Source organism: Thioclava arctica (genome assembly GCF_040892615.1).
GTDB classification, from domain to species: Bacteria; Pseudomonadota; Alphaproteobacteria; order Rhodobacterales; family Rhodobacteraceae; genus Thioclava; species Thioclava arctica.
In genome coordinates, this window is record NZ_JBFRYC010000027.1 from 1 (window position 1) to 13,821 (window position 13,821).

The window sequence follows — 13,821 nt, forward strand, 5'->3', positions numbered from 1 at the left end:
TTAGAGAGTGGTTTGCCGCCCGCAATCAATTCGCTATCATGTTCGACGAGCGCTTCAATGCTTAACCGTATCTGAAACCCGCATGGGCCGAACCAGATACACAGAGTTCATGACACTCCCTCGTCTTGACCACCTTTCCACGCACGGCACCACGGATGCCGATCTGTTTCATCAAGCGCTCCACCGTGCAGCGCGCCAGCGTATAGCCTTCCCGCTTTAGCTGATGCCACGCCTTGCGGACCCCATAGACCTGATAGTTTTCATCCCAGATCCGTTTGACCTCCGGACGCAACTCCATGTCACGCCGATGCCGTGCGGAGGCTTTGGAGGGATCGGCTTCGCACGCCAGACGATGATAATATGTTGACGGCGCGATCGGCAGGACTCTGCAGATCGACTCGACGCCGTAAACAGCGCGCTGATCTTCAATGAAGGCGATCATCGCTTCAGTGGGCGGTCGAGTTCCGCCTGCGCAAAATAAGCTGACGCCTTGCGCAGGATCTCATTCGCCTGGCGCAACTCGCGGACCTCACGTTCCAGGGCCTTGATCCGATCCCGTTCCTCGGTCGTGACACCGTCGCGCATACCGCTGTCTTTCTCGGCCTGCTTGACCCATTCGCGCAGGGTCTGGGGAATACAGCCGATCTTCGGTGCAATGGCCGCAATCGCGCCCGCCTGCGTTTCGTATGAGCCTTGATGCTCAAACACCATCCTGACCGCTCGTGCGCGGACCTCGGGCGAGTAGCGATTTGCCATTTTGCTTTTCGTCATAACCATCATCCTTACTTAAGTTGATGGTCTCCGACAAACTCGGGGCGATTCAGTCCTGCCCGATGGCCCAAACCAACGTTGGAGCTTAGATTTCGTGTCTGACGCGCTGACAGATGGACGTCGGTTTCGCATTCTGGCAGTTGTCGATGACTTCAGTCGCGAGAACTTGGTGCTGGTCGCGGACACATCATTGTCGGGCCAAAGGGTTGCCAGAGAACTGGACCGTGTGATCGCTGAGCGGGGCATGCCAGAGACGATTGTATCGGACAACGGCACTGAGTTCACCAGCATGGCGATCCTCAAATGGGTTCAGAAAACCGGCATCGATTGGCATTACATCGCGCTTGGAAAGCCTCAGCAGAACGGCTTCATTGAAAGCTTCAACGGCAAACTGCGAGACGAATGCCTCAACGAAACGCTGTTTGGAACATTGCGCGATGCCCGCAACACGCTTGAAGAATGGCAGGAGGATTACAACTGGCGCAGACCACATTCAGCATTGGGCAACCTGACACCGATGGAATTTTTGCAGAGAAAGGCAATGGACAAGATGGCGGCCTAACGCCAAAGATTTAACCCCAAGGACTCCGCCCAGAGCTGGAGGGAACTTGGGGCTCAGGTCAGCGCCAACAATTGAGGCGGTTCTGATTGAGGCGGGAGCGCTATCTCCAACTGATACGCGTCCAGCAAATAGAAAAACCTTCGATGCCGAGCGCTTTTCACCTCTCCTTGCCGAGATGCCGCACTGGATTGGCGCGACCAAGCTTCGCAAAGCAATGGGCGCTACTCGGAACGAACTGGCCGCACTTGCGGCGGATGGGGTCTTGTTGCCAGCTACAGCGGTGCCGACCGTTAAGTATCCGTGGCGCTTGGAGGATGGGCTGGCGCTCGTGGCTAAGCTCAAGGCACTGGTCCAAGAGGACACGGTCTCAAGCGACGGTTGTGAAACCGTGCAAATGGCCAGCAAGCGCTCCGGGCTGCGGGTCGGCGCGATTATCGACGCGATCCGTAAGGGCATGCTGCGACTCGGGGGCCTGCCGGGGATTGAGGGCTATCACGGGTTCGCGGTCCAAAAGGCGGAAATCAATCTGCTCGCACTCCAAGGGAGCGCCGATGCAGCGCAGGATCTGATCCCTGCCACCGAGTTCAGCCGCACGATCAGCCAGCGTGGCAGGGACGGGTTCATTGCGCTGCTTGCGGCAGGACACTCACCGTCGGTCCGCATGACAGCGCCGAAAGATGGGGTATGTGTATTTTACCTGCGCGCCACTGATATCGACGCGTTTCGAGCGCGGTTTGTGACCTTGCCGATGTTGATCGAACGCTTTGGCGAACACGTGAACACTATTCTTGCGCGACTCAGGGCCGCGAATCTGCGCCCCTTTGCGCCTGAGGGCGAGAGCTATGGCCATATCTATCTGCGCGAAGAGGTAGAACGAAGCTTGCGCTGCAAGGTGTAGCGGCTGCCGCAACTCACACTGGCGGCGCTTTCAGAAACTTCATTTAATCCAATATCTTAGCGGATCATAGAGGCTTTGGACGAGCACCGCCGGAAAACGGATGCTGTGAATCGCGGAAAAGACATGCTGTGAATGACAGGAGGCGCGCAATCAGCGCAAGGACGAGCGGATCGAACGGCTAGAAAAGCTGGTGGCGGCCTTCAAACAGGCCGTCTTCGGACGCAAGTCGGAGAAGAGCGATCCGGACTAGTTCGAGCTTGCGCTAGAGGATCTGGAGACGACGATCGCCATCGTCCATGCAGAAGAGGAAGCCGATGCTTCTGCTGCCAAGCGGACCATCAGGCCCCGAGCGATCAATCGCGGGGCGCTGCCCAAGCACCTGCCGCGCATTGAGGAGGTGATCGACCCCAAGAGTCTGACCTGTGTCTGCGGCGGTTGCCTGCATTGTATCGGCGAGGACGTGTAGGAGCGGCTGGACATCGTCCCGGCGCAGTTCCGGGTGCGCACGAGAAAGTGCAGCATAGGACCAAAGTCACAAACTTCAGCTCGATACACGGCCACGGGGAAATACTTTGTATCAGAGTCCTCCGTGTATCGCATTCTTACAGAGCACGATCGGATTACAAGCACGGTCGCTGTTCTAAGCCTCATCGTCTTCTCTTCGCCGTGGGGGCGCGGGCTAAAGATTCATGCGCCAGGACAGCGATCATGCGGAGGAAACGGTGCTGCGCCAGCTTGGATACGTCCTTCTGAAGTATATCGTGCAATCCGACATGTGCGCTGGCATCAATAACGCGGTTTATGCCACAATCATGATAGAAACGATTCAGCGTCGCGATCATGTTTTCGTCAGGAGGGCGCATTAGCATCAGCGCATGACTCTGAATCGCATTTCCATCTGTCATCGGGCGCCAGCGTTGTGCAGTTCCCGCGAACTTTCGCCCCAGAACTGTGATATTGAATCGTCCATCACAAAAGGCCCCAGGCACATCCCCATAACACGAGCTTATGCCAGCATCAGAAAGAGCGCCGCAAATCGGTGCGGTTAGTCGCCTGTAGGCGTCCTCAAGCCCGGATGCGCCCTCCCGAGACGCGCGAAACAACACCGACAAATTAACGATGTCGGGGCTTTGCGGCACCAAATCGCCGCCTGTGGCGCGCAGGTGAACCGGCCAGCCTGCGTCGTTGGCATGCAAGCATGCTCGCTCAAAACCGGGATGCCTGCTCAGGCTTGCAGGCGCGACCAGCGCGCGTTCGCAGGACCAAAGCATTGCAGCGGCATCGCGGCGACCAGCCGCAATGTCTGCCAAACGTGCAGCCTCCCATTCCAGTGCGTCGGCAAGAGCCATTTCTCGCACCGGACTGTCCGCCGCTGTCATGGTCACGCGATCTTCCCGATTACGTCCCCCTTGCGCACGATGTCGTTGGCCTGTTTTGTGATAGTCAGAATCCCATCGGCGGGCGCAGTCACTTCAAACTGCGACTTCTCGACCATGATCTCTGCGATCAACACACCCTTTCGCACGGCCGCTCCGTCGCTTGCCAGCCAGTTTGTAATAACAGCTTCCATACTGTCGTCCTGCCACAAATCCTGTGGAACCTTCACCTCGGTCGCCATGCGGCCACTCCTATATTTGATTATCACGAATTACATTTTGCGGTAGGCGGCAATAATCTTGTCGGGATTGGGCAGGCAGAGTTGCTCCATATGTCTGGCATAGGGGATTGGCACGTCCGGATAAGTGACGCGTGCCGGGGACGCCTTCAGCTTTGAGATGTCATACTCGGTCACGGTTGCTATGATCTCACCTGATACGCCATAGCTGTGGTAATCCTCGTCGATGACGATAAGACGCCCGGTCTTAGCGACCGAATTGATCACCGTCTCACGGTCAAGCGGAACCAGCGACACGAGATCAATCACCTCGGCACTCACGCCCTCTTCGGCCAGCCTTTCGGCGGCCTTCAAAGCATTATGGACCCCCATTGCAAGACCGACCAGCGTCACGTCGGTGCCCTCGCGCACGACCTTCGCCTTGCCGATCTCGACAATATAATCGCTTTCGGGTGTGTTGACGGTGGCGCCGGGCTCGGTGCTCAACCAGCCCATTCCCTGCAATCCCTTGTGAAACATATATATCACGGGGTTGTCGTCGCGGATCGCAGCGGTCATCAGCCCTTTGGCGTCATAGGCATTCGAAGGCGACACGACCTTCATTCCCGGCAGATGCGCGAAGGTGCCGTAAAGGCATTGCGAATGCTGGCCCGCATCCGAGTAGCCACCACCGGTCGAGGTCATCAGCACCATTGGAACTGATGCGTTTCCGCCCGAGAAATAGGTATTCTTGGCCATCTGATTGTAGATCGCGTCAAAGCAGACGCCGAAGAAGTCGACGAACATCAGCTCAACAACCGGGCGCATCCCGTCCATTGCCGCGCCCACGGCAGCGCTGATAAAGCCGGTTTCGGAAATCGGGGTGTCACGGACGCGTTCCTTGCCGAATTCCTCGAACAGGCCACGGGTATTGCCAAAGATGCCGCCGAAACCACCGATATCCTCGCCCATCACGAAGACAGTCGGATCACGTTGCATCTCTTGCTGCATCGCCTCGGCCATCGCGCGCGCTATGGTCAGACGGCGTTCGTTTGTTGGCTGGTCAAGCATGGGGCAAATCCTTTCATGCCACAGGTTTGTGGAGGTCGGAAAATCAGACAAAAACAGCGGTCAACGCATCAGTCTCTGGCGCATACTCGCTGTCGCGCGCAAAGGTGATAGCATCGGCCACGCGGGCCTCGGCGCGCTCTTCGAGCTTGTCCAAGCTCTCGGCGGCATGGCCCTCAGCGATCAGGCGTTCGCGCATTTTAGGAATTGGATCCTTGGCAAACAGGGCTTCCTTCTCGCCTTTTGGGCGATACTGTTCAGCATCTCCCATGAAATGCCCCGCCAACCTATAAGTCTCGACCTCAATCAGAGTCGGCCCCTTGCCGTCGCGGGCTCGCGTGATCGCCTGACCCGCTATGTCAAAGATCGCATAGGGATCGTTGCCCGAGATGTAGTGGCCGGGCATACCGTAGCCCGCTGCACGCACATCATTGCGTGCCACAGCCGTCGCCTCGGATTTGGGAACCGAAATTCCCCAAGAATTATCCTCGATTACGAAGACCACCGGAAGCTTCCAGACCCCAGCGAGATTGAGAGCCTCGTGAAATGCGCCTTGGTTGGCCGCTCCCTCGCCTAAAAAGGCGACGGCGACCCCGGGCTTTCTCTGCAACTTGCGTGACAATGCGGCCCCGCACGCTGGACCACAGCTTTCAGCGATGATACCCGAACAGGCGAAATTCACCGCCGGATCGAACAGGTGCATGTGGCCCCCTCGCCCACCGGACAATCCGGTGGATTTGCCAAATATCTCGGCGGCCATCCTGTTCAGATCCACCCCCTTGGCAATCGCCTGATGATGCGGGCGGTGGGTTGCTGTCACTGTGTCGCCGGTCTCCAAATGCGCACAGACGCCGACTGCGACTGGTTCCTGCCCGTTCGACAGGTGCATCTCGCCCGGTATCGGGCCACTGGCCATGTTGAACGCGGGCGTCTTGCCTTCGAGATAAACCTTCTCGATCGCTTCTTCGAAGCGGCGGCTGACCACCATGGTTTCATACATCCATAGAGATTGCTCTTTCGTCGGTTTCATGTGTGTCCTCCGATCAGTAGCTTTCGTGCGAGCGCGCGAACCCGTTAACGCTAACCAGCATCCGGCAGTCCGCTTTGATATAGGTCAATGCAGGCTGCCGAAGCGTCATATCTTTTCTGTTATAATGCGTATTGCTCGCGTGCGAATTTCCCGATTCCGGCTGCATCCAAAGCAGACAGCGGTGCAAGGAATGTCACCTGAATGACGCCCGGCGCACGACCGATTTCGATAGCCCCGTTAATGGTGGCGCGGTTTCGCACCTCTGGGACCGTCATGCCAAGCAGGTCGGCGGCCCGACCCAGCCCGTTCTCGATCGCCTGATTTAGTGTCGGGCCAGTGCCGATAACCGAGATCGGTGCCGTTTCTTCTAACTGATCGATGCTCCATTCCCGCGCCAAGGCTATGGCTTTCGCCTTTTCATCGGCACTAAATGGTCGCGCCATGGGCGGCAGATCGTCAAGCCGGGGAAACAGGACCGGACCATCAAGGGTGCGCCCCTTGATCACCTCGACCTGTAGCGTGACGCTGCCAGCCACATCCATCGTGTGCCCCGCGATCTCGCCATCGCCCTGTCCGGCATGCATATCGCCAATATAAACGCCTGCCCCCGGCACCTTGACCGGAGTCAGCAAAATCGCTCCGTCGCGAACCGCATCGATATCCATGTGTCCATCTGTGCGATGCTCATCCAATTGCTCTGCTGTCACCGCATATTGGTGCGGGGCGCCAATCAGGGCCGAGCCAAAATCACCCGCATTGTGAGAGTCTGGCAAGGGCATTGACGGGGTCGTGCCCAGTTGCCCCAGAAACGGTCGCATTCGAACCATCACTGCTGGCATATCCGACGGCGCATAGACGAGGATGGGGTGCTGAACCGAATGATCGGGCAGTGCTGCATAATGCTCGGCATTATGTGCAATCTTTTCGGCCGCTTCCTTGGGCATGGTAACCCCAACGCTGCGGCTCTCATCGAAAACGACGGTATACCCGTGAACCACCTCGAACGGCTTGACGGGATTGCCGCACTTGTCGCATCGCACTGCGTCCGGTCCGATCCCTTCGACATGGGTTTCGGGCCAGAGCGCGTCGCAATGCGGGCAGCGAGCCGCCACATAGGGATCGCCAAGACAGAACCCTTCGGGTGAGGAATCGTGACCCGAAGCAGTGGCGATGGCAGTTACGGTGATGTCGCGAATCCGGATCGCCAGCGCATCGCCTGGCTCTGCGCCATTCACATAGACAGGTCTTGTTACTTCGTGTCCGCCGCGAAGACGCGGAGTGATCATTGGTCCCCAGCATCCCGGAGCAGTATTGGCGATGATCGTGCCACCGTCTTCAACTGGGCCAAGCATTGGCTGCGCTGGGTCAAGAATGCCGTTTGTGAATTCCTGCACGACAAGACTGCGCTGCGCTGCGCGGGGGCCGTTTTCAGTTTGATCTGTTTCCACGGGTGTCTCCTATCTGGGATAGGTGCCGGTCAGGTCGCGACCAGCGCCTGGTTGAGTGGGATCTATGGCAACAGCGTTCGCAGCAAGCATGAGTGTCGAAAGACTGCGACCACGAAAAGCGACTCATGGCCTAGAACGGCGCTACTAGCCAACTTCATACTCGGTCGGAGATAATAACGAGTCAATTGGTTCGAAAGGCTGCGCATGCTTGCAAGGGCTCTGTTGATGGCGTGGATGCCCCTCCCGACGGCATCGGTTCTGTCGCAAATTTTTATAGTTCCGGCTGGCTCTGAGATATGGCAACGTTCTCTGATGGTTACAGCTTCTGATTTTCGAGGGCCTTCGGCATGTGAGAACGGCGGTGCGAAAGTCTGCCACGGTAGCGGCGGGATGAGCCTGCTGCGGGCGGCGTAAAAGTCGTCCACCTTTACCCTTTCTGGCGACAGGGAGGGCGGGAGGATTTTCACCGTGGATTAGTATCGGAAAGTTCGGCTGGCCTGTGCTGAGGGCATGAGCCAGCGCGAGGCGGCGCGGCATTTCAACATCTCGCGCGACAGCGTAGCCAAGATGATGGCGTTCTCGGTCCCGTCGGGATACCGGCGGACGGCACCGGTCAAGCGGCCGAAGCTAGACGCCTTCACCGGGATCATAGACGGTTGGCTGGACGGCGATCGGGAGGTCCATCGCAAGCAGCGGCACACGGCAAAGCGGGTGTTCGAGCGGCTTCGCGACGAGCACGGATTTACCGGCGGCTACACGATTGTGAAGGATTACATGCGGCAGCGCGAGCGGCGCGGCCGCGAGATGTTCATGCCGCTGGCGCATGCGCCCGGACGGTATTGTCAACAAGTTGACAATACCCCCGAAATCATGAACGGAGTGCGCGCCAGCGGGCGCTTCCGGCCGGCGCCTATGCGGACTTCGCCGCCACAGCAAACTCGGTCATCATCCCCGAGGCCATGTGCGGGATATGGTGGCAGTGCAGCAGCCACCGGGCCGCCTCGCCCGCGTCGAGGGCGATGGTGACCGCAGCCATCGGCGGCACCAGGACCGTATCGCGCAAGGCGCCCGAAAAGCGCTGCCCGCCGATCGCCACCACCTGAAAGGCATGGCCGTGCAGGTGCATCGGATGCGACATCATCGACATATTGTGGAAGGTCAATTCCACCCGTTGCCCGCTGCGCGCGGTGACCGGAACATGGGTCTCCCATGTCTGCCCGTTGATCGTCCAGATATAGGGCTGCATGGCACCCGACAGCATCACCGTCTCGGCCTTGTCGATCGGCCGCCCGGCCAATGGGTTTGCCGCCCGAAGCCGCGATTCCTGGGCCAGATCGGTGTCGAACGCCGGTGCCTCTGCTTCGGCCTGCGCCGCGATCCGCTGCACCCGAGCCCCTGCCGTGGCGAGGATCAGGCCGGTGCGATCCCGCGACCCTTCGCGTTGCGCGAGAATGGGAAAGCTGCCGCCGCCCGCTGGCAGGTCAAGCTCGATGTCCAGCCGTTGCGCCATCGCGACACCAAAACGGCGGCCGGCAAGCGGCTGCACATCGTGGCCGTCAACCGCGACGAGGCGGCCCGGCACGGTGCCGGTGTCGATCCAAAAGGTGGTCGCCGCCGCTGCATTCACAACGCGCAGCCTGATCCGCCCGGCCTTCTCGACACTTACAACCTCAGGGTCGAGAAGTGTGCGGTCATTGGCGAGGTAGGCGTCGAAATCGTAGTCGTTTAGGTCCATCACCATGCCGGACATTCCAGACATCCCGCTCATGCCGTCCATACTGCCGGCTCCTGCCATCTGGCCCATACCGGACATCCCGCCCATGCCGTCCGACGCGGCCGAACCGGCCGTGATTTCGGCCAGAACCTCCTCTGCTGGCTTGAACGAGAAGTCGTGCAGGAACATGACCACGTCCTGACGATCGGCAGCCGCATCCGCCTTGCTGCGCACGATCAGCGGCGCGGCGAGCATGTGCATCTCTTGCGTGGCGATGTGGCTGTGCATCCAGTAGGTGCCGGCCTCTGGCGCGAAGTCATAGGCGCGCGTCTCGCCCGGTTTCAGCTTTGGCATCGGCAGGTCCGGCACACCATCCTGCACATTGGGCGGGATCTGCCCATGCCAGTGCACCAGCGTCTCGACATCCAGCGTATTGGTTAGATCGACCCGGAAGCGTTGGCCCGGATTGAGGATCAACCCCGATTTGCCCGCGGCATCGACAAGGCCATAGACCGTCGCGGCGCGCCCATCGACCTCGATGGTGCGCGTCGTGGCGGTCAGTGCGAGGGGCGAACTTTCGGCCCGCGCAAAGCGTGGCAGGGCGGTGGTTGCGGCGAGTGCCGCCGATGCGGCAAGAAAGCCGCGGCGTGAAACCTGGGTGGTCATGATGTCTCCGATCGGTCCCGCAGGACCCTTGGGCTTGGGGAATGCGCCGCGAACTACGGCGCAGGTCTCAGGCGATCGAAGGGGTATTCGGGGGGTGCAACGCCGGATCGGGCCCGACTGAGGCCAGCAATATCGAACCGCTCAGAAGCCAAGCGGTCTGCACGGCACTGGCAAGGTTGATCGGCATGACGAACTGGCCGACGAAGGTCATTCCGGCGCAGACGAGGCCGCAGGTCATCTGACCTGACATGCCGGTGTGGCAACTCGTTCCATCCCTTGCCGCCGCGGTAACGCAATGGGCCTGCATTGCGATCATATGGCCGTCACCCGGCGCGCTGCCGGTGATCGCGGCCGCAGGCATCGGGGCAAGCCACGCAATACAAACCACTAGCAGCACCCGAAGGGCATTTAGCAAGGCGGGATATGTCCGGTCGCGCTGATCCATTCCAGACTGTAACGCCGCGCCGTTCTGGCCGCAAGTTGGCTCTGCAAGATGTGAACGGTTCCCCTGCCGCCTGGACGAAACCGCCTCGCGTGCGTGATCCAGACAAGGAAACGGCTGATTTGATGCCAGTCGGCGCAACGGCGGCGCAATTTCAAGAGATCGTCTTGATTGGCCAAGACGTCCTGCGGCGCCCCTTCAATCAACGGGCTGATGCTTTCGCAACTAGCGTCGCTCGTGCCAGATCATGACGACAACAACGAGATCGAATATCGTCAGCAGGATCAGCCCGAAAGATTGCGTGTAGCTGTAACGATAGAGCCGGTAGGCCCGCACGAAATACGCATCACTGTGGAGAAGGTCCAAGACGAAGAAGTGCGCCTTTTGCTCGACGCCGCCGATGACGACGACGGCTTCGCCGAAGTCAGCTTGCGCATGTCCTGGCGAGCGCGCCAACGGCACGAACATCTCCACGCTGCGCCGACCGCGTTCGCGGACATAATCCTTGATGATCGTATAGCTGCCGATGAACGCATGCTCATCTCGAAGCCGCTTAAAGATCCACTTGGCCGTGTGACTCTGCTTTCGATGGATCGCCTTATCCGCGTCCAGCCAACTGTCGATGATATCGGTGAACCCGTCCAATTTTGGACGCTTGATCGGCGCACTCAGCCAATAGCCTGGCGGCTCAGAGAAGGCCTAGATCTTCTCGACCGCCCGACGCGAAATGTTGAAATGCTGCGCCGCCGCTAGCGCGCTCATGCCCTCGGCACACGCCAGACGAACCTTCCGGTATAATTCCAGGGTATAGATCTCCTCGCCCTCCCTGCTGCCGCAAGAAGGGAAAAGTGGCCGGATTTTACTCCGCCCGCTACAGGACTATCCCGCCGCTACCGTGGTCCAATTTTGCCCCCCCGTTCTTAGCCTTGAACGGGGTCACTTGCTGGCTTCCTCGCCTGCGCGACGGTTGCCTAGACTTTGCTCGATCGCCTCGAGCCGCAGCAGCACCTCGTCGCGATAGGCATCGGTGCGCGTGGTTTCCTCCTCGGAATGGGCATCCTGCATCGAGTTCACGATGAGACCCACCAGCAGGTTCACCACCGCGAATGTCGTGATCATGATGAAGGGCACGAAGAAAGCCCAAGCCCAGGAATGGATTTCCATCACCGGGCGCACGATCCCCATCGACCAGCTCTCCAACGTCATGATCTGAAATAGCGAATAGGCCGAGCGTCCCAGAGAGCCAAACCATTCAGGGAAGCTTACTCCGAACAGCTTAGTCGCCATCACGCTGGCGATGTAAAAGATGATCCCCATCAAGAGAAAGACGCTCCCCATTCCCGGCAGCGCGTTGATAAGCCCCTCGACGACGCGTCGCAGGCGTGGCGCTACCGAGATGATGCGCAGCAGTCGCAACACCCGCAGCGCCCGCAGCACGCTGAAGACCTGCGCGCCGGGCAAAAGCGATACGCCAACGATGGTAAAATCGAACAGATTCCAGCCCGAGCGGAAAAAGCGTAGGTGCTGCGCAAATAGCTTCAGCCCGATCTCGACCACGAAGACCGAAAGGCACAGCATGTCGAGCAGGCGGATGATGTCGCCTGCCGCAGCCGTCGCGCGGTCTGATGTCTCTAGTCCAAGCAGCAGAGCGTTGAACAAAATCACCGCTGTGATGGTGTTTCGAAACATCGGCTTTTCGAGCCAGATCGCGACCTGATCGCGCACGGACATAAAGCATCTCCTTCATTGCTCGAACGCATATGGTTTGGCGGTAGGGCGCATACAACCATGCGCTGGCTTGGTTTGTCGCTAACCGTCGGCCAGCAGCACATTGGCGAAATCAGTGCGCACGACGGTCCGGATCACCTCGGAGAAGGCGGGCGGGATGCGTGAGTTGCGGCGTGTCACGAGGCCGATTGCGCGAGAAACGCGGCCGCGCCGGAACGGCACGAGCGCCACGTCACCCTCGGGCTGTTCGACCTCGGAATGGGCGTAGAGCGCAGGTAGCAGCGTGATACCCATGTTCATAGCCACCATCTGGCGCAGGGCATCAAGGCTGCTGCCTTCGTAATCCTGACGCAGGCACACACCCGTTTCCCGTGCAAGCGCGACAAGTTGGCCATGAAGCGAAAAGCCGTTCGACAAGACCAGAAGTGTTTCGCCCTCAAGATCGCCATCTTCGACATTTCTCTGACGCGCGAGCCGATGGTCATGCGCAACGGCAAGTTGGAGCGGCTCGCGAAACAGCCGCGTGACGTTGAAATCAGAGGACATGACCGGAAGCTGAGTGAGGACCAAATCGAGCCGACCTTGTTGAAGATCCTCCAGCAACGTGTTCGGCTGTCCGTCGCGGATGAACAGGCGCAGCGCGGGATGGTCCGCATGCAGGCGGCGCACCACTTTGGGCAGCAGATAGGGCCCGAAGGTTGCCGAGGCCCCCAGACGATAGGTTCCAGCAAGGCCCGCGCGTGTCTGTTCGGCGATTTGGGTCAGCGCACCGACCTCTTCGAGAATACCGTCGATGCGCGCACGCACCTCTCGCCCAGCCGCGCTCAGAACGGCCCCGCCGCGCCCCCTCTCCACAAGCTGCGTGTTCAGAACGTCTTCAAGATTAGCGATCTGCTGGCTGAGTGAGGGCTGGCTGACCCCGACATGTTCGGCCGCCTTACGAAAGTTTCCCGCATCCGCGAGAGCACGGAAATAGTGCAACTGTCGCAACGTCGGCAATGAAGGCAGGTCCATAGGTTATTCCGATCATATTTTCAGGAAACTTAGGATTGAGGCATAACTTCCGCAACCCCAGATCAGTCCTGTCGAGGGAAGCACCTGATCGCGCCGATCGCGAAGAAAGTGGCAGCGCATGCCCCCCACCAGTCCCCAGGGGGCTTCCCTCGGCACGAGTGGAACCAAAACGGAAAGGACCCTAAAGAAATGAACATTTCCAAACGAACACACGCAGCCGTCGCAGCCCGCATCGCCGCATTGCGTGTGCGTCACCGCGCCCTTGATGAAACCGTTGCCAAAGAACAAAAACGCAGCTGGCGCGATATGGCCCTTCTTCAACGCTTAAAGCGTCGACGTCTGCGCCTGAAAGACGAACTTGCCCGATACGAAGGGGTGCTGCGCACACTTACCCGCCGGCGCGCACCAAATTGAGTCTGGCGCCCCTCCGATCATTCATTGCGCCCTACGGGGCGCCCTTTCAAAGGAAAGCCTCTCACGATGCCTCGCAATCTGCCCGATCCGATCATGGCATGTCGCTTCTTCCAGAGTGCCGATATTACCGAGTTAGAGGAGGCGCTTAGCCAGCATGATACGCACTCGACCGTCTCAGCCGACCCTTCGCCGAGAGCATCTTGGTTTGATCTCTTCGATGAGCCGACGAGTGCGAATTCTTCGGTCTCAAGGGGGGGGCGTGCCAGACTGCGTCTGCCCACCCTCGATGAACGATAGGCGTTCTCAACTAATTCCGCACATCGCTTCAACTGTGAACCGGCATGCAAGATTGGCTCTGGCGCACATTGTGTGATGTTTGACGGCTCCACTCCTACATTTGGCGCAGATGCTGAAGGGGATGATCATCATGACAGGGCGTTTCGACACCAAGCTGTTGCCTGAAGGGCTTCGC

The 13,821-nt window shown here is 59.3% G+C and carries 11 protein-coding genes, 5 pseudogenes and 1 other annotated feature; of the genes and pseudogenes, 5 read left to right on the top strand and 11 right to left on the bottom strand.

Annotation, left to right across the window (positions count from 1 at the left end; translation table 11 throughout):
* Nucleotides 1-121: 121 nt before the first annotated feature.
* Nucleotides 122-771 (bottom strand): annotated as a pseudogene (locus tag AB4874_RS19320) (IS3 family transposase); the annotation flags it as partial.
* Nucleotides 368-484 (bottom strand) — a sequence feature (AL1L pseudoknot). Its footprint overlaps the pseudogene before it by 117 nt.
* A gap of 37 nt (nucleotides 772-808) precedes the next feature.
* Between AB4874_RS19320 and AB4874_RS19325 the strand changes: the two are divergent.
* The 3 genes and pseudogenes from AB4874_RS19325 to AB4874_RS19335 form a co-directional block, all read left to right on the top strand.
* Nucleotides 809-1,333 (top strand): annotated as a pseudogene (locus AB4874_RS19325) (IS3 family transposase); the annotation flags it as partial.
* 214 nt (nucleotides 1,334-1,547) lie between these two features.
* Nucleotides 1,548-2,231 carry a hypothetical protein gene (locus tag AB4874_RS19330; protein WP_368393230.1) on the top strand — a complete coding sequence of 228 codons (684 nt, stop codon included), beginning with the start codon at nucleotides 1,548-1,550 and terminating at the stop codon, nucleotides 2,229-2,231.
* A 139-nt stretch (nucleotides 2,232-2,370) separates the two neighbouring features.
* A pseudogene (locus AB4874_RS19335) lies at nucleotides 2,371-2,694 on the top strand (transposase domain-containing protein); the annotation flags it as partial.
* Between the two features lie 184 nt (nucleotides 2,695-2,878).
* On the opposite strand, the gene AB4874_RS19340 reads toward AB4874_RS19335, so the two are convergent.
* The 5 genes from AB4874_RS19340 to AB4874_RS19360 form a co-directional block, all read right to left on the bottom strand.
* Nucleotides 2,879-3,610, bottom strand: coding sequence for a lipoate--protein ligase family protein (locus tag AB4874_RS19340; protein ID WP_438273508.1), 732 nt, complete (start codon nucleotides 3,608-3,610; stop codon nucleotides 2,879-2,881).
* Between the two features lie 2 nt (nucleotides 3,611-3,612).
* On the bottom strand, nucleotides 3,613-3,849 hold the full coding sequence (locus tag AB4874_RS19345) for a biotin/lipoyl-containing protein (RefSeq protein ID WP_368393232.1): 237 nt from the start codon (nucleotides 3,847-3,849) through the stop codon (nucleotides 3,613-3,615).
* Between the two features lie 30 nt (nucleotides 3,850-3,879).
* Nucleotides 3,880-4,896 (bottom strand): alpha-ketoacid dehydrogenase subunit beta, encoded by a 1,017-nt coding sequence (locus AB4874_RS19350; protein ID WP_368393233.1) that lies wholly within the window; start codon nucleotides 4,894-4,896, stop codon nucleotides 3,880-3,882.
* A 43-nt stretch (nucleotides 4,897-4,939) separates the two neighbouring features.
* Nucleotides 4,940-5,923, bottom strand: a complete 984-nt coding sequence (locus AB4874_RS19355; RefSeq protein ID WP_368393234.1) for a thiamine pyrophosphate-dependent dehydrogenase E1 component subunit alpha — start codon at nucleotides 5,921-5,923, stop codon at nucleotides 4,940-4,942.
* A gap of 119 nt (nucleotides 5,924-6,042) precedes the next feature.
* The gene (locus AB4874_RS19360) at nucleotides 6,043-7,275 is read right to left on the bottom strand and encodes an acetamidase/formamidase family protein (protein ID WP_368393240.1); all 1,233 of its coding nucleotides are present in this window, start codon (nucleotides 7,273-7,275) and stop codon (nucleotides 6,043-6,045) included.
* A 606-nt stretch (nucleotides 7,276-7,881) separates the two neighbouring features.
* Between AB4874_RS19360 and AB4874_RS19365 the strand changes: the two are divergent.
* Nucleotides 7,882-8,205, top strand: a pseudogene (locus AB4874_RS19365) (IS21 family transposase); the annotation flags it as partial.
* A gap of 76 nt (nucleotides 8,206-8,281) precedes the next feature.
* Here the strand turns inward: AB4874_RS19365 and AB4874_RS19370 are convergent.
* The 5 genes and pseudogenes from AB4874_RS19370 to AB4874_RS19390 form a co-directional block, all read right to left on the bottom strand.
* Nucleotides 8,282-9,751 carry a multicopper oxidase family protein gene (locus AB4874_RS19370; RefSeq protein ID WP_368393235.1) on the bottom strand — a complete coding sequence of 490 codons (1,470 nt, stop codon included), beginning with the start codon at nucleotides 9,749-9,751 and terminating at the stop codon, nucleotides 8,282-8,284.
* 67 nt (nucleotides 9,752-9,818) lie between these two features.
* A complete protein-coding gene (locus tag AB4874_RS19375) occupies nucleotides 9,819-10,196 on the bottom strand; it encodes a hypothetical protein (RefSeq protein ID WP_368393236.1) in 378 nt (125 codons plus the stop codon).
* 321 nt (nucleotides 10,197-10,517) lie between these two features.
* A pseudogene (locus tag AB4874_RS19380) lies at nucleotides 10,518-10,997 on the bottom strand (IS21 family transposase); the annotation flags it as partial.
* A 132-nt stretch (nucleotides 10,998-11,129) separates the two neighbouring features.
* Nucleotides 11,130-11,924, bottom strand: coding sequence for an ion transporter (locus AB4874_RS19385; protein WP_368393237.1), 795 nt, complete (start codon nucleotides 11,922-11,924; stop codon nucleotides 11,130-11,132).
* Between the two features lie 78 nt (nucleotides 11,925-12,002).
* Nucleotides 12,003-12,935, bottom strand: a complete 933-nt coding sequence (locus AB4874_RS19390; protein WP_368393238.1) for a hydrogen peroxide-inducible genes activator — start codon at nucleotides 12,933-12,935, stop codon at nucleotides 12,003-12,005.
* Nucleotides 12,936-13,124: 189 nt separating this feature from the next.
* On the opposite strand from AB4874_RS19390, the gene AB4874_RS19395 reads away from it, so the two are divergent.
* A complete protein-coding gene (locus AB4874_RS19395; protein ID WP_368393239.1) occupies nucleotides 13,125-13,349 on the top strand; it encodes a DUF465 domain-containing protein in 225 nt (74 codons plus the stop codon).
* The last annotated feature ends 472 nt before the right edge of the window (nucleotides 13,350-13,821 follow it).

What these genes read in the sequence shown, in the direction of transcription:
- AB4874_RS19385 (WP_368393237.1), bottom strand. Translation starts at nt 11,924, where the DNA reads ATGTCCGTGCGCGATCAGGTCGCGATCTGGCTCGAAAAGCCGATGTTT.
- AB4874_RS19340 (WP_438273508.1), bottom strand. Translation starts at nt 3,610, where the DNA reads ATGACAGCGGCGGACAGTCCGGTGCGAGAAATGGCTCTTGCCGACGCA.
- AB4874_RS19360 (WP_368393240.1), bottom strand. Translation starts at nt 7,275, where the DNA reads ATGCTTGGCCCAGTTGAAGACGGTGGCACGATCATCGCCAATACTGCT.
- AB4874_RS19370 (WP_368393235.1), bottom strand. Translation starts at nt 9,751, where the DNA reads ATGACCACCCAGGTTTCACGCCGCGGCTTTCTTGCCGCATCGGCGGCA.
- AB4874_RS19395 (WP_368393239.1), top strand. Translation starts at nt 13,125, where the DNA reads ATGAACATTTCCAAACGAACACACGCAGCCGTCGCAGCCCGCATCGCC.
- AB4874_RS19350 (WP_368393233.1), bottom strand. Translation starts at nt 4,896, where the DNA reads ATGCTTGACCAGCCAACAAACGAACGCCGTCTGACCATAGCGCGCGCG.
- AB4874_RS19355 (WP_368393234.1), bottom strand. Translation starts at nt 5,923, where the DNA reads ATGAAACCGACGAAAGAGCAATCTCTATGGATGTATGAAACCATGGTG.
- AB4874_RS19375 (WP_368393236.1), bottom strand. Translation starts at nt 10,196, where the DNA reads ATGGATCAGCGCGACCGGACATATCCCGCCTTGCTAAATGCCCTTCGG.
- AB4874_RS19390 (WP_368393238.1), bottom strand. Translation starts at nt 12,935, where the DNA reads ATGGACCTGCCTTCATTGCCGACGTTGCGACAGTTGCACTATTTCCGT.
- AB4874_RS19345 (WP_368393232.1), bottom strand. Translation starts at nt 3,849, where the DNA reads ATGGCGACCGAGGTGAAGGTTCCACAGGATTTGTGGCAGGACGACAGT.
- AB4874_RS19330 (WP_368393230.1), top strand. Translation starts at nt 1,548, where the DNA reads ATGGGCGCTACTCGGAACGAACTGGCCGCACTTGCGGCGGATGGGGTC.